14 protein-coding genes are annotated in these 19,450 nt (G+C 39.9%); 7 read left to right on the top strand and 7 right to left on the bottom strand.

Annotated features, from left to right (window positions below):
- Positions 1–75: 75 nt before the first annotated feature.
- From AABJ44_RS04280 to AABJ44_RS04255, 6 genes are all read right to left on the bottom strand, one after another.
- Entirely contained in the window at positions 76–1,005 is a 930-nt protein-coding gene (locus AABJ44_RS04280) for an RluA family pseudouridine synthase (protein WP_338370678.1), read from the bottom strand.
- Entirely contained in the window at positions 986–2,920 is a 1,935-nt protein-coding gene (locus AABJ44_RS04275) for a diguanylate cyclase (RefSeq protein ID WP_338370676.1), read from the bottom strand. Before AABJ44_RS04275 ends, AABJ44_RS04280 begins: the two co-directional genes overlap by 20 nt.
- 17 nt (positions 2,921–2,937) lie before the next feature.
- Entirely contained in the window at positions 2,938–3,918 is a 981-nt protein-coding gene (locus AABJ44_RS04270; RefSeq protein ID WP_338370674.1) for a hypothetical protein, read from the bottom strand.
- 8 nt (positions 3,919–3,926) lie between these two features.
- Positions 3,927–4,958 (bottom strand): aspartate--ammonia ligase, encoded by a 1,032-nt coding sequence (gene asnA, locus AABJ44_RS04265; RefSeq protein ID WP_338370673.1) that lies wholly within the window; start codon positions 4,956–4,958, stop codon positions 3,927–3,929.
- Positions 4,959–4,982: 24 nt separating this feature from the next.
- On the bottom strand, positions 4,983–5,513 hold the full coding sequence (locus AABJ44_RS04260) for an adenine phosphoribosyltransferase (RefSeq protein ID WP_022931078.1): 531 nt from the start codon (positions 5,511–5,513) through the stop codon (positions 4,983–4,985).
- Between the two features lie 71 nt (positions 5,514–5,584).
- Complete coding sequence (locus AABJ44_RS04255; RefSeq protein ID WP_338370671.1) at positions 5,585–7,885, bottom strand: hypothetical protein; 2,301 nt, start codon at positions 7,883–7,885, stop codon at positions 5,585–5,587.
- 181 nt (positions 7,886–8,066) lie between these two features.
- On the opposite strand from AABJ44_RS04255, the gene hflX reads away from it, so the two are divergent.
- The 7 genes from hflX (at position 8,067) to AABJ44_RS04220 (ending at position 17,345) form a co-directional block, all read left to right on the top strand.
- Positions 8,067–9,308 carry a GTPase HflX gene (gene hflX, locus AABJ44_RS04250; protein WP_074643041.1) on the top strand — a complete coding sequence of 414 codons (1,242 nt, stop codon included), beginning with the start codon at positions 8,067–8,069 and terminating at the stop codon, positions 9,306–9,308.
- A 24-nt stretch (positions 9,309–9,332) separates the two neighbouring features.
- Positions 9,333–9,827, top strand: coding sequence for a flagellar basal body-associated FliL family protein (locus tag AABJ44_RS04245; RefSeq protein WP_338370670.1), 495 nt, complete (start codon positions 9,333–9,335; stop codon positions 9,825–9,827).
- 72 nt (positions 9,828–9,899) lie between these two features.
- Positions 9,900–11,714 carry an oligoendopeptidase F gene (gene pepF, locus AABJ44_RS04240; RefSeq protein WP_338370669.1) on the top strand — a complete coding sequence of 605 codons (1,815 nt, stop codon included), beginning with the start codon at positions 9,900–9,902 and terminating at the stop codon, positions 11,712–11,714.
- 8 nt (positions 11,715–11,722) lie between these two features.
- Entirely contained in the window at positions 11,723–13,699 is a 1,977-nt protein-coding gene (locus AABJ44_RS04235; RefSeq protein ID WP_338370668.1) for a diguanylate cyclase domain-containing protein, read from the top strand.
- A gap of 112 nt (positions 13,700–13,811) precedes the next feature.
- On the top strand, positions 13,812–14,828 hold the full coding sequence (add, locus tag AABJ44_RS04230) for an adenosine deaminase (protein WP_338370667.1): 1,017 nt from the start codon (positions 13,812–13,814) through the stop codon (positions 14,826–14,828).
- Positions 14,816–15,598 carry a class I SAM-dependent methyltransferase gene (locus tag AABJ44_RS04225; RefSeq protein WP_338370665.1) on the top strand — a complete coding sequence of 261 codons (783 nt, stop codon included), beginning with the start codon at positions 14,816–14,818 and terminating at the stop codon, positions 15,596–15,598. Before add ends, AABJ44_RS04225 begins: the two co-directional genes overlap by 13 nt.
- Positions 15,599–15,629: 31 nt before the next feature.
- Positions 15,630–17,345, top strand: coding sequence for an HD domain-containing phosphohydrolase (locus AABJ44_RS04220; protein ID WP_338370664.1), 1,716 nt, complete (start codon positions 15,630–15,632; stop codon positions 17,343–17,345).
- A gap of 4 nt (positions 17,346–17,349) precedes the next feature.
- On the opposite strand, the gene AABJ44_RS04215 is transcribed toward AABJ44_RS04220, so the two are convergent.
- The gene (locus AABJ44_RS04215; RefSeq protein WP_338370662.1) at positions 17,350–19,413 is read right to left on the bottom strand and encodes a tRNA uridine-5-carboxymethylaminomethyl modification enzyme MnmG/GidA; all 2,064 of its coding nucleotides are present in this window, start codon (positions 19,411–19,413) and stop codon (positions 17,350–17,352) included.
- Between the last annotated feature and the right edge of the window lie 37 nt (positions 19,414–19,450).

Raw genomic sequence — 19,450 nt, 5'->3', positions numbered from 1 at the left:
ACCGTGAAAAATGATTTCTATATTATAAATTACTAATTTTATGTTTAAAACGTCAATAAATTTTTAAGATTTTTTTTATATTTTTATAGAGGATTCTACATAATATTGCTTATTATTCAATGAAAACGTAAGCTTTTCAGAGTGTAAATACAGTCTTTTTGCAGGTGTACCACCATATAATGTATCGCCGAGGATGGGAAGGCCGCGGCTTGCGAGATGAACGCGAATCTGGTGAGTACGGCCAGTGTGGAGACTGCATTCTATAAGAAGGCACGGGCGGCCTTCTACAGTGATTTTTTTGAGGACGCGGAAATCAGTTTTAGAGTACTGGCCTCCTCGGCAGTCCGGCACTTCACCCCATTTGCCCTGCCGGGATTTTCCGGTGATTCGGCCCATATACATTTCTACAGTGAAAGATTTTTCTACATTTTTTTTATCTTCTACTATGGCGAGGTACTGCTTTGTCAGGTCATGACTTTGGAAAAGTTCTGAAACTGCACCGTTTACAGCTCTTGTTTTAGTAAACAGAATAACTCCGCTGGTTGTGCGGTCCAGACGGTGCATGATTCCCACATACGGCGGGTTACGCAGAGAAGGATTTCTCTTCCATAAATAATCTACAACTGCATCATGAAGATTTGCACGGTTTCCGGTAATTGTCTGTTCAACAGGATAATTATAAGGTTTATCAACAAAAATCAGATTTTCATCTTCGTATAATATAGAAGAATCCGACATTTCAAAAGCAACATCATCAGGCTGTTTTTCGTAAAAAAAACGTTCAGGATCAAAGCGAACTTCAATACTGGATTTACCTCTTAATTCAAAGGCCGGACGGTTCACTACCCTGCCATTAACCTGAATTGTGCCCGCCATTATAAGCCGGCGGATTTTTGAATTGGAAAAATCTCCTTCAATCTTCGCTGCGAGCGGTAACTCACGACGAAGAAAAGAATCAAGCCGTTCTCCCCCATTTGATTCTAATTTAATTTTTGATTCTTGCATGGTGTATTTTCTTCTGTTCGTACAGATCCTGGTCTGCCATCATCAGAAGCTCATTTAAATCTTTATATTCTGGACTAAAACGTGCTGCTCCGATACTCATAGAAAGCTTAAAGATTAAATTATTTCTTTCACTGATTTCTACGCAGATATTATCGATTTTTTCACGGAGTTTATCAAGAAAGGCAATGTCCATTCCAGAAGCAATAACACCAAATTCATCACCACCTAAGCGGCCTATTATATCAATCTTTCTGAAGGTTTTTCTTAATACTTCCGCAGCAGCAATAATTGCTTTATCTCCATTTTCATGACCATATTTGTCGTTTATAGTTTTCAAGCAGTCTAAATCTGCAAAGAACACAATACCATTCGTATCAACCTCATCAGAAAAGAAAATCAGTTTCTGACCATATTCCATAAAACCACGGCGATTTAACAGATGTGTTAACTCATCTGTTTTTGAACTGATGCTAAGGTCATAATTACGTTCCTTAAGTTCCTTATTCATTGTTTCCAGAAGACGCTTTTGATTCACTGTCATTGTATAATCGTAAGCCTGAACAATAACACTGGTAATTACCTTAAGGAGAATACTGTTCATTCCAAAATCAGTTCTCTCTGCCTTACAGAAAAGATAACCATACTGAACTGTTCCCATAATTACCGGCTGGAAAATATAGCATCCTGGATTTGACTGCATTCTCTCACGATTAAAAAGAGATTCTTTTATATTGATATATTCGTTTTCTTCAAAATAATCAGCATCTCCATTTTTAGTATCTACCCGCAAAAGGAGTCTTGCTTCATCCGGCATATTAAAAGTACCTTCGCGCATTACAGTTACCGGTTCACGCAATACAAATACAACCAGTTTAGAAAATCCTGAAGTATCTACAATAGATTTAAAGGATTCTGCAAAATCGCTCAAACTTGAAGTACCTTTTATTACATCAAAAAGATTTCCAACCCGGCGAACTTCCTCATAATGACTAACAGCCGCATTAAAGACATCTCTTTTCTTCTGCTCCAGAAAATCTTCACAACCACAGGAACGGCGGTAAACAGCCTTTAGTTCTGTGTTAACAAATTTTGGAAAATCAGTACCTTCTTCTTTTAGCAACCGCATTCCGAATTCTGCAGCAGCATACCCCTGTTCTTCAATTGACTGATCAACTGTAGCCAGTGTCGGTACACAGAGAATTGAATGGGAAGTATTATCAAAACCAAATACCTTCATTTCAGAAGGAATCTTTATTCCCAGTTCTGAAAAATAATCCAGAACGGCCATTCCCATAAGATCATTTGCACAGATTATTGCTTCATATTCGATATCTTCTTTTTTGTGATATTTTGATTCAAGTTCTGCTCTGGCAGAGGATCTTGTAAAGGCTCCGTTGAGCACCCACTCTTCATGGAATTCCAGATTATGTTTTTTCAGGGCATTTTTAAAAGCCTTAAATCTTTCTTCGGCTTCCTGCGACTGTATTTTATTTGCAGAAAAGAAAGCTATTTTTGTACAGCCATGTTCATTTTTCAAATGTCCGACAATTTCGTCGTAAACAGAATCACAATAAGCAGTTGTATAATAAACACCAGGCTCATCAAAATCCATTCCAATTGAAATAACTTTTTTTGAAAAGAACGGTCTAAAGAGCTCTTTCAGTTCATCACGACTTCTGTAAAGACAATATGTATTAGAAACAATTATTACTTCATCAATAACTTTTGATGTAAGATATTCAACAGATGCCCAGCACTGGTAATCGTAAAGGCCATCAATAATATGAGGAGTTCTAGTCTGCGCAAAGAAAACGCGGACATCTTTTTTATCAGAGAAATAACGGTATATTCCATGCAGGATTTGATCTGCATATTCAACCGCAAAATTATGAACCAGAACTGCTACGTTATACAAAACCCTCTCCTTAGGTTCTATTTTATCTCATAATCCGGATATTCGCCATTAGAAAATATTTTTACCCTGCATTGTTCCATACAGACATCTTCTGCAAAGGCGGTAAGGTCACAAGCCTCTGGCCCAAGAAGATCATCAGGATGATAGGAAGTTTCTATCTCTGATTCCTCTCCTTCTCCGGCAAGACGGGACATTGCACCGTTAATCACAACAATATCATGCATTAAGGTTATAAGATTATGGCAGTGCTTTTCTTCATATTTTTCATCAAGAAAAAGCAGCTGCATTTTTTCTATGGATTTATGATTTTCTGCTTCAGGAACAAAACCACTCTTATAACTGCAATTGTTCACACGCTGCCATTCTGCAAAATCTGAAAAGAAGCGTGACGGGTATATACGAAGTGGCTTTAATATAGAAAGAAACCACGGAACTGCACGGCCCGCAGTATAGAATGTTCTGCATGCAAATGCAGTGTCACGGCAGTAACGGATATCGGCAGCCGAAAAAGTTCCGCTCACCTTAGCTTCTACTTCTTCATTTTCTGTCTGCGGAAAATCTATATGGTTCGGATACTGCTGAACTGCAAAATCAAGACGTTCCATAAACAGTTTCTGCGAATCACCAGGAACTGTCGCATAAGTAAGATGGAAACCAAATACAAGGCCAGCTTCATTGAGAAGTCTAGCTTTATTTGCGTAGAATTTTTTATCAAAAAGAAGATGTCCGCCTTTTTCCGTACAGACAAGAGGTATATCAAAAGAACAGAAAATATTAGAGGCCGCTGCAATAACCTCGCGGTCAATTACAGAAGCCTCAGCTAAAAAAGAAACAAAAACCTGTGGCGCATGCTGTGCCACAAGCTTCATAAGGCGGAGGAGTTTATTTTTATCACGGGAAACCTTTTCATCGGTTACGGAAAGCTCAGTAATGCCCTTTTCTGTAAGGTGCGAAATCTGAGCTTCCAGTTCCTCTGCCTTAAATTTATATTCTTTCATTTCTTCAACTAGAGCAGTTCTATTCCGTGTTTTTTACAGTCAGCTTTGATTTCGTCTGTCCAAACGCTTACCTGAGTTTCACCAATGTGAGCCTTGCGGAGCAGGAACATACAAAGACGAGACTGGCCGATACCGCCACCGAGAGTCTGTGTAAGTTCTCCGTTGAGAAGACGTGAATGGAATTCAAACTTAGCACGTTCAGGACAGCCGCGTTCTTCAAGCTGAGCCTTAAGACTTTCTGGACTTACACGAATACCCATTGAAGAAAGCTCGAATGCTCTTTCAAGAACAGGGTTCCATACAAGGATATCTCCATTAAGTCCGCGGTGTCCGTCTCCACATTCAGTAATCCAGTCATCATAGTCTGGAGCACGTCCATCGTGAATAGTTCCATCATCAAGTTTACCGCCTATACCTGTAATAAATACAGCACCGTACTCTTTTGCAACCTTATCCTCGCGCTCTTTTGGAGTCAGCTTTGGATACTGTCTCTGCAAATCGTCTGCATAAAAAATCTTAATATCTTTTGGAAGAATTGGTTTAAGCTGTGGATAGCGGTCGTAGAGGAAGAACTCTGTTCTCTGAATACAGCGGTAAACCTTCTTTACAATTTCATGAAGATAGAAAACAGTACGGTCTTTTGGATCGATTGCCATTTCCCAGTCCCACTGGTCTACATATATAGAATGAATTGCATCAAGTTCTTCATCAGGGCGGAGGGCATTCATATCAGTATAGATACCAAAGCCTGGTTCAAGTCCGAGTGAAGTTATCTTCAGTCTCTTCCATTTTGCAAGTGACTGAACGATTTCCATTTTTGCATCCCCGAGATCTTTTACAGGGAAGCTTACCGGGCGCTCAACACCGTTGAGGTCATCGTTAATTCCTTTTCCAGCATCTACAAAAAGAGGTGCAGTAACACGTGTAAGGTTGAGTTCTGTACTCAAAGCCAGCTGGAAGAAATCTTTTATTGCAACAATTGCATGCTCGGTTTCACGAGTTCCGAGAATTGCTTTATATTTACTTGGTAATTTAATCATAAGTCAGTTCCTGAAAAATTAAGTTTACTCACCATCATAGTTAATGAGTGTTGTTACATTACAAGGTGCAAGAACAGACTTATAATTTAATGCGGGAAGACCGATAACGCCAAAGAAATCAGTTACTTCCCCGCCTCCCTGCTCAATCAGGTTCTTGGCAGCTGCGAGCGTGCCGCCAGTAGCAATTAAATCATCTACAACAAGATAGCGTCCGCCTTTTTTAATGTCGGCTTTGTGAACTTCTATTGTTGCAGTACCATATTCAAGAGAATAGCTGCACTGGTATGTTTCTCCAGGGAGCTTTCCTTTTTTGCGAATCAATACGAGAGGAATTCCGAGCTTTTCTGCAAATGGAGCTGCAAAAATAAAACCACGGCTTTCTACACCTGCAACTGCATCGAATTTAACATCCTTATATTTTTCAATCATCTGCTCAATACAAAATTTAAGAGCATCAGGATTTACAAGAACTCCTGTAATATCATAGAAAAGAATTCCTGGTTTTGGGAAATCAGGTACACGGCGCACAGCCTTATCAAGCATCTCCAATGTCATAAGAAACCTTCCGTTAAAAAAAAATAACGAAATTATTATAATTCTATGCGGGATTTAGTACAAGTAGGTATTTATAGAATAGAATCTACCAGTTTTTTAAAATCAGCATCCTGAACAACACCTGAATACTCAAGCCCTTCTGAAATACTGAATACACCGTCATTTTCTACGATTACTTCTTTAGTTTTATTTGATTCTGCAGAAGCATCTTCGAGTTCTGGAATTTCCTGATCAATATTTTCACCAAAAGATATCATTGAGAAATCTGGTTCCGGAAGATAATCTGGTATTTCTTCGGAAAGTTCTTCTACCGGAGTTTCCTGATTTTCCTGTGGGGATGTCTCCGGCTGTGCAGTTTCTGCCACTTCCGGCTGATTATATTCAGGAATTGGATAGAGTTTTATATCAATAGTATCTGACCCAGATACAAAATATGGACTGAAATCGCCAAGTTTGAGCTCTTCTGCATAGAGATTTTCTACTGTTGGGAATTTTTCTGATGCAAAGAATGTTTCATTAGATGTTCTATATTTTCTTTCTGGAGCTACGAGAGATTTTAAGTATGCTTCAAGTTTAATTCTTTCTGATTTTTCTTCCTGTTCTTCTTCATCAAGAGCCTCGAGTTCCTCATCAACTTCGTCGAGTTCATCGAGTTCTTCTACCTCGTCCAGTTCTTCTACTTCGTCTGCATCTTCGAGTTCTTCTTCGACCTCTTCAGAAACTTCTTCGACTTCCTCAGTTACATCGCTGTCTTCTGCGAGCTCTTCGACTTCGTCAGTTACCTCGGCTTCTTCTGAAAGCTCCTCGACATCTTCGGCAAGCTCTTCGACCTCATCAATCTCATCAACGTCTTCTGCAAGATCTTCGATTTCATCAATCTCATCAACATCTTCTGCGAGGTCTTCTACATCGTCAGCAAGTTCCTCAACTTCATCTAGTTCTTCAGCATCATCAAGCTCATCAACATCATCTAATTCTTCAACTTCATCGGCCTGTACTGGAGTCTTAACAGCTTTTACCGCACTCACTGCAGCCCCTGCAACGGCACCTGTCCCGGCTGCTGCAACAGGCATTACAATATTTCTGTTCTGAAGAACTTCTTCAAGCATACGGCGGATTTCTGCAATTGATGCACCAGTTAATTCAGTTGTTCCAGAAGCATTTGCAGCTGCCGATGTTCCTGCAGTTCCAGTACTTTCCCCTGCTTTACTCTCAAAAATCGCAAAAATATCTTCCCAATTCTTTTCAAGATAATCAGAAAGCTCTTTTCGGCGTTTCTTTGAATGAACAGGGAGACTCTTTATAATTTCATCACTTAAATCATTTCTGCGCTGGCGGAGATGACGTGCTACATCATTCCACTCGCGTTTTTCTTTTCCATCAATATAGTTTTCAACAATTTCCAGCTGAATCTTTTTTATGCGCTTCTGAAGTGTAACCATAGGATCACGGATAAAACTGAAAATCAAGAATACTACAAGCAGAATCGAAATAAAAATACAGATATAAATGAGGATTCTGATTTCTGCAGAGAGCTCAAAAATATCACTTGTATATACAGAACTTATGCGTATTTTTCCAATTCTGTTACTTGAAAGGCTCACATAATAACGGCCGTCCGGCATTGCAAGAAGCTTCTGCGGCTGCTGAACTGCATCTCCGCCACGTAAAACTTCACTTCTGGCCTTCCAGTAGCTGATAAACGGAGTACGGAACTCATTTTTAGTTCCACGCGGAATATCAAGGACAAATCCGCCGTTATAATCATCATCAGAATAAAGAGTGAGTCCCCTACCCATCGAAACTACATCCCGACGGATAAGTTCATTTTCAACTTCATTCAGATTCAGATAGAAAAGAGCAATTCCAGAATAAATACCATCTACCCAGCAGAATGGAACGCTGATAATAAGACGGGAACGGTTTTCATCACAAAGGAGAACAGTTTTTGTTTCACTTGTGATTTTCTGAAGCTGCTCAAACGGAATTTCACCTGCGTCTTTTATAATGTCGTTGTAATTCTTGTAGATTTTGGATATTCCGCTTTGTTTCAGTAAATCCGTATCATCATAAGAACTGTAATGAACGTTTCGCCCGTTCTTATCAACAATTCTTATACCACTGAGGGCTGGAATATCTGAAAAAAGTGTTTCCGTAAGCTTTCGGCGTGTATTTACGTCACTTTCCGAAGGATTCTGGACATAATATGAGCGCACCGAGGCATTTTTTGTCCAGGCATTGTCACCTTTTTCAACTAAAGAGAGAATTTCCGAAATGTATGAATCACAGCTCTCCGAAATCTTATCTAGCTGACCCGTGTTTTCTTCGATTTTTGACTGAGCATAAAATCTGGTTTCCAGCGTTTTAAACAATCTGGAATTTAAACTCAAGACAAAAACCGCAAACAGCGCGAGCGCCGCTAGCAGACTGAAAGCAATCTTCTGGCCAGAAGTCATTTCTACTTATACATTATCGGCATAAAAGGCCGATTTCTGCATGTCAAAAACTCGAAAATATTTGCGGAATAATCATAAATGAGGTAAACTTAACGCGATGATTGATGTAGAGAAAGAACAGCAGGCTGTTCCACGTGCATTACTGGTGGGAGAGCCCGGAAACAATTTACAGGAACTCAAGGGTCTGGTGCTCACTCTGGGCATGGATGTAATTCAACGTCTCACTCTTAACCGAATGGAAGTTCATCCGGCCTATGGCATTGGCAAAGGTAAGGCTCAGGAAATTGCAGAACTTGCAAAACAGATTGAGGCAGACTGTATTATTTTTGACTTTAATCTTGAACCACGAAAGCAGAGAAACTGGGAAGAACTTTCCGGTATTTCATGCTTTGACCGGCAGGAAGTTATCATACGTATTTTTGGACAGCGTGCTCAGACAAAAGAAGCAGTTCTTCAGGTAGAACTTGCACGGCTTTCCTACTCGCTTCCACGACTTGCCCATATGAACAAGGACTTTTCACGACAGCGCGGTGGAGCATTTGGTGCAAAAGGTTCGGGAGAAACTCAGCTTGAGCTGGATCAGCGCCAGGTTCGCGACAAAATAAGCGCAATCAAAAAAGAACTGGCAGAAATTGAATTAAACCGCAAAACACAGCGTAAACAGAGAGATAAAATGCCTTCCTGTGCGCTTGTTGGTTATACAAATGCCGGAAAATCTTCCCTTTTGAATGCACTTACAGGTGCCGACGCATACGTAGAAAACAAACTTTTTGCAACCCTGGATCCGCTGACCCGAAAACTTCCGCTTAATGAAAGTGCCGGAGTTCTTATAACAGATACAGTTGGATTCATAAGCAATCTTCCACATCACCTTATAGACGCTTTTAAGTCTACTCTGGAAGAAGCAGTTTATGCAGATTTACTCCTTCTCGTTCTTGATTCTTCAGATCCGGATGCAGAATTCCAGTATGATACAGTATGTAATGTTCTTGAAGATATTGGGGCAGATAAAAATCCACGACTCATACTTTTGAACAAGATTGATAAGGGTGATGATGAAAATCACACTCTTCAGAAACTCCGCCTAAAATTCCCTGATGCAATTCTGATTAGTGCAAAAGAAGAAATCGGCTTCCTTGATTTGAAATCAAAGATATACGAGTTGCTTTATGGAGATGTTGCAAATTATATTCTTCCGCCAACACAGACAGTTCTCATAAACGAACTGAAAAAAGCCGGCTGTATTGAAAAAGAAGAATGGCTTGATGATGGAGTTCATCTGACAGCCCGTGCAACTGGAAGACTGGCAGCACTTCTTTCGCCATACATCACAGAATAAAATCTATTATATAGAAGGAAATCTATGTCACGAATAAATGACGAACTTCTCAATAAAATTCTTCTCACAATAATTGCTTTTATTCTGTTCATAATTCTTGTGGGAACCATTTACGCCCTGGCTGCAAGGAAAAAAAATACACCTCAAAATCTTATAGCCCAGGGAAAAGCAGTAAGTCTTATGAGCCCTTCAGACACTGATGAAGTTTCTTATTATGAACTTGGGACAATCCGCGTTTCAACAGCAAAGGCAGATTCAGAAGAAGGCGGCTCTATAATGATTCTTTCCCCATGGTTAGCCTACCCTGCAGGCGACACTGTTTTCTTTGAAGAGATTTCCCGAAAAAGCGGAACTATAAAAGGAATATTTCAGGCTTATTTTTCTGCAAGAACAAAAAATCAGCTTCTTACCGAAACCGAAGAAAAAATCGTAAATGTTATAATGGATGAAATAAATGCCGACATGGCACTTGGAAAAATCAGCAGCATTTATTTTACCGATTATCTGTTCCTCGAATGACACTCTTCTTAAAAAGTTATATACTCACTGTTGTTATACAACACAAACAAATAATTAACAAAAGGAATAATTATGTGCGCTAAAACTATACCAGCCAGAAAAGATGTACCTTCTAAGGATAAATGGGATTTATCTTCTATATATAAATCAGATTATGAATGGGAAGCAGCCCTTAAATCGCTTCCAGAACTTACTAAAAAAGCAGCAGCTTTTAAAGGTCGCCTCGGCGAATCAGCTGAAACTCTGCTTTCTGCACTCAAAGAACTTGAAAAAGTAAATCTTGTAATGGAAACTGTTTATCACTATGCATCACTTCAGCATGAAGCAGATGAAGATGATACTCAGGCTACAGACCGTGACGGTCGTGCAATGATGGCTTATACCCAGATGCAGGCAGAATTAAGCTTTGTTGATCCTGAAATTCAGGAAATTGAAGAAGAAAAGCTCCGTACATGGATTAGCCAGCCGGATTTTGCAGATTATCGTATTTTTATAGAAAAACTTTTACATTTTAAGCAATATATTTTGAGTGAAAAAGAAGAAAGAATTCTTTCTCTTGCCATGCAACCTGGTCAGACAGCAGAAACAGCATTCAGCGTACTTACAAATGTTGATATGAACAAGACTTTCGGTACAGTAACCGAAAACGGTGAGGAAAAACAACTTACAGAAACTACCTGGGGTCTTTTCATGCATTCTCAGGACCGCGCCGTTCGTGAAGAAGCTTATAAAAAATTCTATGCAAAGTTTGAAGAACATCAGAATACTATTGCAGCCCTTTATGCAGGTTCTGTAAATCAGGATGTTTTCAGCATGCGTGCCCGCGGATATAAGAGTTCTCTTGAACAGGCTCTTTACGGAAACAAGGTTCCAACTTCTGTATATCATAACTTAATTGACTGTGTTCACAAGAATCTTCCAGCCCTCCACGACTATTACAAGCTTCGCCGCGAAATGCTCGGCCTTGCAGAGGGAGAACTCCGCCATTACGACGTATACGTTCCTCTTGTAAAATCAGTTGAAACAAAGACAACTTACGAAGAAGCAGTAGAAATCTGCCGCAATGCCCTTGCCCCACTTGGAAAAGAATACACAGACCGTCTTTGTAACGGCTTACTCAATGGCTGGGCAGACCGTTATGAAAACATCGGTAAAAGAAGCGGTGCTTTCAGTTCAGGATGTTATATTGGAGATCCATATATTCTTCTCAACTATAATGAAGAAAATATACGTGATGTATTCACAATGGCACATGAAGGCGGACACAGTATGCACAGCTGGTATGCAGTACACAATAATCCGTTTATGTGCTATGACTACACTATTTTTGAAGCAGAAGTTGCCTCAACTTTCAATGAAGAACTCGTATTTGAATATCTCTATAAGAATGCTAAAGACGAAGATATGAAAAAATATCTTCTTGCAATGCGTGCAGATGACATTCTTGCAACCCTCTACCGACAGACAATGTTTGCTGAGTTTGAACTTAAGGCTCACGAACTGGTTGAAAGTGGAACTCCTCTTACTCCAGAACTGCTCCGCAAGATTTACCGTGAACTTCTTGAATTGTACTTTGGTCCGGAAATGCATTTTGAATCTAACAGCGATATGGAAGGACTCCGTATACCTCATTTCTACAGCGCATTCTACGTTTACAAGTATGCTACAGGTGTTTCTGCAGCTCTTGCTCTTGCAAAACGCGTTACAAACGGCGGAGAAGCTGAACGAGAAGACTACTTTAAGTTCCTTAAGAGCGGTGGTTCACGTTATCCTATTGAAGCACTTAAAGTTGCTGGCGTAGATATGTCTCAGACAGGTCCAGTTCAGGATGCATGTGACGAATTCAAAAAAATAATTGCGGAATTGCGAAATCTGATACATAATTGATTATTGCAATGAAAAAGGTAGCATTATTTGTTCATAATCTGACAGTAGAATATGCCCTTACCGTAGCTCAGGGAGCAGCCGCTTATTATACAAAAGATAAGGATGTGCAGTTGATTCTTGCTCAGACAAATCAGCCGCACTACCCTTATGGACTTTATGAATATCAGTACTGGGCTTCTGCCGAAATTCTGAATTCTGATGATATTGACCTGCTCATGCTGGTCTCAAGCACCTACGAGACCTATATCAAAGAAGAAGAACTGCGCAAATTTTTAGAGCCTTTTACAAAAAAACCGATTGTTTCAATTGCCGTAGATTTACCGTTCAAAGATGTACATTATACCAGCTGCGACTGCGACAAAGCCTTTGATCAGATTGTAAGCCATCTTAAAAATGTTCACGGCTGTACAAAAATCGGTTTTGTTTCAGCAAATGCTACCAATTCCAGTGAAGCTCTGGTTCGTTTTGATGCCTTCAAAAAAGCCCTGCAGAAAAATGGTCTGAAATACAACCCGGACTGGACAATAGAAGGCTATTTTATAAGAGAAGCTGCAAAAAACATCACCTTAGACAGATTTAAATCAAAAAATGAAATAGAATTTGATGCTCTTGTTGCTGCAAATGACCTCATGGCAGAAGGCTGCATGGAAGCCCTTGAAGAACTTAGAGTAAAAGTTCCAAAACAGGTAAAAGTCATTGGTTTTGATGATTCTACCAGAGCTTCCTTTACAACTCCTTCACTTTCTACTATAGATCAGAATATTTTTGAGCAGGGATACAAGGCATCAGAACTTGCACATAAACTGCTTACCGGCGCAACAATTCCACGAGAGACAAAAACTTCCGCCTCTCCTATTTACAGACAATCCTGCGGCTGTATTACACAGAGTAATACAACCTTTGCAAGTAAAAATCAGGAAGGAAAAAACATTCAGAATCAGCGCTTAAATTCAGAAACTCTGGAAAAATATACACAACACTTTTCTGATACAGTAGCAATCTACACACTGATTGATACCTTCCATACCACTCATACCTTAAAAGAACTTTTCGGAACCCTTTCACAAATTACAGTGCAGCTTAATTTCAGCTCAATGGCAGTTGTTCTTTATGAAAAACCAGTAAGTTTTAAGAAAGAAGAGACCATTGTTATTCCAGATAAGGCATATTTACGCAGTTATATTGATAATAACAAGCAGATTATTCCTTATGATGATAAAGGAATTGAAATCAATCCTCATAAAAAGCTTTTGCCGGATACTTATTTTGCACAGATGTCAGGAGTTTATATCCTTCATGCTATTTTTGCGGGTGAAAAGCAGTATGGATATCTGATAATTCAGGTTCCAAACACAAAATTTGAAATGCATCATATATATCTGAAGCTGATTATAAACGCCATTGCACATGCCTATGAATTTAATCAGACATTGGATATAAACGAAGTGCTTTCTAACCGTAACGAACGGCTTTTAAAGAATAATCACGAACTTAATATCCAGTCTATCGAAGATGAACTGACAAAGGTTCTTAATCGCCGTGGCTTTATTGACCATGCAGAAAAAGAACTCAAACGTGCCGCCAAAAACGGAAAAAGTGGTATTGTTTTCTTTGCAGATATGGATGGCCTCAAAAAAATCAACGATACCTGGGGTCATAAAGTAGGCGACATAGCAATTCAGACAGAAGCAAAGATTCTTATTGAAGCTTTCCGCGAATCAGATATAGTCGGACGTCTCAGCGGCGATGAATTTGCAATTGTTTCAACCGGACTTACAAAAGGCTATATATCTGCAATAAGACAGCGTTTGGATCAGCTGAACAGGCTTTATTCTGAAAAAGCAGAACTTCCGATTACCCTTTCCATCAGTCTTGGTTATGTTGAGTTTACTCCTGAAAACTGTGAACTTGATGAACTGCTTTCAAAAGCAGACCAGGTACTCTATAAAGAGAAAGAGATAAAGCACGCATCCAGAAATTCCTAAAGATTCGTAACTTTTCGTCCGATAATTGTTAAGTATAACTATACAGCATTTGCAATATACACAGAACCGTGATAAAATTGTCTTTGTTGTTAAAAGTTAGGAGACGATTAAATTGGACAAGTCAGAGTTTAAAACATTTTTATCAGCTATTCCAAAAGCAGAACTTCATATTCATCTTGAAGCAGTAATTTCATTAAACGGAATTAAAAAGCTCTACAAGAATAAATTTGACAAAGAAATGACAAAAGAAGAGCAGAAAGAGCTCTTTTCATATAATGATTTGAACGGCTTCATTCAGTCGTTCCTTAAAATTCAGGGATTGTATTCTTCTGTTGAAGACTTCCGTATAGTTTTTGATGAACTTAAGGACTATCTTGTTAAAAACGGCATTACTTATACAGAAGTTTTCTTTGCGCCTACAGCATTCCTAAAACTTGGATTTAAATACGAAGACATGGTTCGTGTTTTCCACGAAAAAATCACAGAAATCAAAAAAGAAACCGGTATTACCATTAAGCTTTTGATGGATGTAAGCCGTACTTTTGGTTGTGATAACGCAATGCATAACTATGAACTCTTAAAGCAGTATCCATGTGAAGACATAATTGGAATTGGTCTTGGTGGAGCAGAAGCAAAAGGCCCTGCAAAAGACTTTGCTCCAGTTTACGAACTTGCTCTTAAAGAAGGCTGGCATGCAGTAGTACATGCCGGTGAAGACGTAGGTCCGGAAAGTATCTGGGATTCCATCAATTATCTTCATACAGAACGCGTTGGTCACGGAATTACTGCCATTCAGGATGAAAAACTGATGGAAGAACTCAAAAAATCACAACTTCCAATCGAAATCTGTATTACATCAAATACATTTACAAAGAAGATTGTTCAGAAAGCTAAGGATCATCCGGTTCGTGCCTTCTACGACAAGGGAATTGCCGTAAACATAAACACTGATGACCCTGTATTCTTTAAGACTACCCTTCTCGATGAGTTCTGGATCTGTCACAACGACCTGAACTTTACAATGGATGAGATTAAGGAACTCGTTAAAAACAGTTTCCGTCAGTCATTTATGAGCGACAACGAGAAGAAAGAAGCAGTAAAATCTGTCGACGCAGCATGGCAGATTTAGAAAAATACTATAACAAATTCCACGAAGAACACCGTCTCACAACCCGCCATGGGCAGGTAGAATTCCGTACCACCATGCATTTCATTGAAGAAGCCCTTAAGAACTTTGACGCTGGTACTGCAAAAATCGCCGACCTTGGAGCAGGCACAGGACGTTATTCAGTTGAACTTTGCCACCGTGGATATGATGTGACTGCCGTAGAACTTGTAAAGCATAATCTGGAAGTACTCCGCGCCAAGCATGAAAACATCAAAACCTGGCAGGGAGATGCCCGTAACCTTCACTTTCTGGATGACGAAACTTTTGACGTTACCCTACTCTTCGGACCACTTTATCATCTTCATGGCGACGAAGAAAAACTCAAGGCACTTAATGAAGCAAAGAGAATCACAAAAAAAGGCGGAATAATTCTTGTTGCCTATGTAATGAATGAATACAGTGTGATTTCCTACTGTTTTAAGGAACATAAATGGAATGAAGTCGCAGCTAAGGGCGGACTCAGTCCAGATTTCCACACCATCTGTGATGAAAGCGAACTATATGACTACGTTCGTCTTGAAGATATCAACAGACTAAACGCCGCGGCCGGAGGTCTTAAACGAATCAAAATTATTTCTGCAGATGGACCTGCAGATTATATGCGCCGCGAACTCAACGAAATGAGTCCGGAAGAATTTGAAGCCTTCTGTCAATTCCAGCTTTCAATCTGTGAACAGCCGGAACTGACAGGAGCAGGAAGCCATTGTGTAGACATACTCCAAAAAAACTAGTGAAAACAAAGAAGAGGGTTTATAATAAATTATGATGGATTTACGAATCATTTATTTAATAGCGTTATTCATCTCACTTGTTGCACTTTACATCTACTACGAATTCAATTCAAATAATCTTAACAAAAACTACCTTACACTATTTCTGACAACCTTTGTATCAAATTTCGGATATGCAATGTCTGTACATGCAGACACTCTGGAAGGAGCTCTTTCGGGAAATCTTCTTTCATATATCGGAAGTATTTTTACAATTCTATTTGGACTTGTTGTTGTCATAGACATGTGTCATAAACGTTTTTATTTTATTCTTCGCTTTGGGCTTGTAATCACAGCAACTGTAATCAGCATTCTTTTAGCTACAACAAAAGAAACAGGCTTTTTCTTTAGTGACCCATATATTATAAAACAGTATGGCTTAACACTAATAAAATTTAAAATGGGTCCTGCAATGATTTTATACATAGGGTTTCTTGCACTAATAAACCTTAGCGCAATACTCACCGTTATTCATTCAATTTTTACAAAGAAAAATGTTTCCAAAAAATCCCTGCAGATTCTTTTATGCATGCTGATATTCGGCACAATGGCTTATATTATTCCGATTTCACTTGGCACCAGAATAAACTTAATGCCATATACCTATATTATTATGGAAGCTTTCTTCCTGTATTTTTCGGCAAAAACAAATACTTATGATCTTCAATTGAATCTGCTTAATGTATATAAAAACCGTACAGGCTATGGTTATATTGCTTTTGATAATAAAAAACGTTTTTTAGGCTGTGATGCTTTTGCTCTCACCTTTTTTCCGAAATTAGGAGACCTCTCTCTCGATTCTTATATTCCAAAATCCTATTCAAACATTATTGAAAATCTTCATTACAAAGATCCAAAATGGGAGTGGAATGAACATTGTAACGAAGATTTCAGAATTCAATATGGGAATAAAGCCGGTATCTGCACAATTCACAGAATTTCTACAAGCAGAATGAAGATGGGATATTTTCTGGAACTTAGAGATGACACAGAACAGCAGAATTATATAAAAGGACTCAATTCCTTCAACAAAGAACTTTCTCATCTTGTTAAAGAAAAAACCGAACAGGTTACTGACATGCAGGATTCCATCATCAGGGGAATTGCGACTATGGTTGAGAGCCGCGATAACTCTACGGGTGGCCATATTCTGCGTACCAGCGACTGTATTCAGATTTTTGCAGAAGAACTTTTAAAACATAAAGAGATTACAATAATCTCTCCAGAGTTCTGTAAGCTGCTGGTAAAAGCGGCTCCTATGCATGATCTTGGAAAAATTGCCGTAGATGATTCCATTCTCCGAAAACCTGGAAAGTTTACTCCAGAGGAATATGAAAAGATGAAGGAACATCCTGCAAAAGGTGCGGTAATCGTAGAAAAGGTTCTTACAGGAATTGATAACGAAGATTTCCGGAAGATTGCTGTAAACGTTGCTCATTATCATCATGAAAAATGGGATGGAACTGGGTATCCGGAAAAGCTTAGCGGAGAAGCAATTCCTCTTGAAGCACGTATAATGGCGCTTGCAGATGTTTTTGATGCACTTGTAAGTAAACGCTGCTACAAGGAAGCAAAGTCTTTTGATAAAGCTTTTGAAATTATCAGAAATGATTTAGGAAAACACTTTGACCCAGTTATGGGGTCAATCTTTATAGACTGCCGCCCACAACTGGAAGCCTACTACAGTTCAACAATCAACGAGATATAACACCCTAGCGTTTCAGGTAAACCATTAACAGCATAATGTCACTGTTTCTGATTCCGCTGATACGGTTTGCCTGTCCCAGAGTTACCGGACGGATTGCTTCGAGTTTATTGCGGCTTTCTGCCGAAAGCGACGGAATACTGCCGTAATCAAAGTCTGCAGGAATGCGGGCATTCTCCATTTTGTGAAGTTTTTCCACGCGCTTATCCTGCTTTTCTATATAATACTTATATTTTGCGTCAATTTTTGCCATTTCCCAGTCTGCTTCAGGGTAGCCGGGGTTTTCCATATCAGGCTTTTTAAGAAGCAGTGCTTCAATTTCTGAAAGACGCGCATATTTTTCGTTTACAGCATCAAACTGAGCCTGAGTCTTAAGTCCACAGCGGAAAGCGTATTTTGCAAGGCGGCGGTCTGCTGTATCGTGACGGAGCTTTAAGCGGTATTCTGCGCGGGCAGTAAACATACGGTAAGGCTCTTTTGTTCCGAGAGTTACAAGGTCATCAATAAGAACACCGATGTAAGCCTCGTCGCGACCAAGAATTACCGGCTCAAAGTCTGGAATCTTGTCAAAGGCATCAAAGCCGGCATTTTTCTGAACGCCACGCTCATAGTCGTTGAGTTCGTGAGTTTCGCGTTCTGAGATTTCGGCAAACTTTGCTTTTTCTTCGTTTGTCATATCTGCCTTAGGGCGGAAAGCACCTGGCTCTGTACTTGAAGCAACACCATTGAGTGTATGAGGGATTTCTGCAAGAGGTCCGCAAAGCTTAATGTGCTCACGCGCATAAAGACCTGCATTCATTCCGGCAATAAGTCCCTGACCGGCTGCTTCCTCATAACCAGAGGTTCCGTTAATCTGTCCGGCATTAAAAAGGCCTGCGACACGCTTTGTTTCAAGCGAAGGGTACAACTGAGTTGGCTCAACAAAATCATATTCTACGGCATACCCCGGACGGCTCTGTACGGCATTTTCAAAACCGTGCATTGTACGCATAAAAGCATCCTGTACACATTCAGGAAGGCTCGAAGAAAGTCCATTCAAATAAATCTCATCTGTTTCAAGACCTTCCGGCTCTACGAAAATCTGATGGCGGTCGCGGTCTGCAAAGCGCATAACCTTATCTTCAATAGAAGGACAGTAGCGAGGACCAATACCACTGATTTTACCAGAATAAAGCGGCGAGCGGCCAATGTTGTCGCGGATTATTTTATGAGTTTCTTCGTTTGTATATACGATATGGCAGTTTACAAGAGGACGTTCTACACGCTCTGTCTCAAAACTGAAAGGAATTACTTCTGTGTCACCCGGCTGTTCGTCGAGTTTAGAAAAATCTACAGTTTTGCGAAGGATGCGCGGTGGTGTTCCTGTCTTAAGACGACCGGTTGTAAAACCAAGACGATGCAAGCTTTCTGTAAGACCGTATGCTGCAGGCTCCCCTACACGTCCGCAAGGAGCATCATATTCACCAATAAAAATACGTCCGCCAAGGAAGGTTCCGGTTGTAAGAACAACAGAGCGAACAGGAATAATTCTGCCGCGTTCAGTGACAATGCCGGTTACCTTCTGACGCATTCCGCTCTTTGCAGCTTCTGTGCGTCCGTCTCCACGGAACTCGCCAGGGATAGTTCCCTTCTCCGCAGCACTATCGCTGTTCGGAGGAAGAGGTGTTGTAGATGCAGTAGTCAGGATATCAATTACAGTATCCATCAATGTATAAAGATTTTCAGTTGTTTCACAGGTTTTACGTGCAAGCTGAGAATAAGTAATCTTATCAGCCTGAGAGCGAGGTGCCTGAACAGCAGGGCCACGGCTCTTATTAAGCATGCGGAACTGAATCATAGATTTATCAATCAGCTTAGCCATCTGGCCGCCGAGTGCGTCAATTTCACGAACAATATTTCCCTTTGCGATTCCACCAATAGAAGGGTTACAACTCATTCTGGCAATTGCATCTGGAGTCTGGGTAATAAGTACAGTTTTCAATCCCATTCGTGCGCAGGCAAGTCCTGCTTCAATTCCCGCGTGACCGGCTCCTACAACAGCCACATCATAATAATCATAAAAACCAGGCATTTCTTCTTCCCTATATATAGAAGTCGATTATACTTAA

The organism is Treponema bryantii (assembly GCF_036492245.1).
Classification (GTDB): domain Bacteria; phylum Spirochaetota; class Spirochaetia; order Treponematales; family Treponemataceae; genus Treponema_D; species Treponema_D bryantii_C.
The sequence above is the reverse complement of the archived record's forward strand: the minus strand, read 5'-3'. Positions and strand labels throughout refer to the sequence as shown.